Annotated in this window: 1 protein-coding gene; it reads right to left on the bottom strand. The window is 37.8% G+C overall.

The window, feature by feature from the left end; genetic code table 11:
- A partial coding sequence (locus tag AC3II9_RS21935) for a PAAR domain-containing protein (RefSeq protein ID WP_489158828.1) occupies nucleotides 1–218 on the bottom strand: 218 nt, incomplete at its 3' end.
- Nucleotides 219–262 lie beyond the last annotated feature (44 nt).

The raw sequence follows: 262 nt of genomic DNA on the forward strand, positions 1-262 counted from the left end.
TGAACTTGCTCATCAAATTTTTTATTAATAGATGAATCTTTTTGGTTGTCCTTTCCAGAATAAGGACTACCACTCTCTCCTACAACATGAGACTGTTGTGGTTGAATCGTTGCACCACATGATAATTTATCACCCACATATGCTACTGGTTTACCATCAAAAATCACATGGTCATGACTTTTAATAACTACTGACCAACACCTGCATTTAGGGCACATATGACCATCACCAGCTCTAACAAACAAGTTTCCCATCTGAGAAC

The organism is Lysinibacillus sp. RU7, assembly GCF_057837305.1.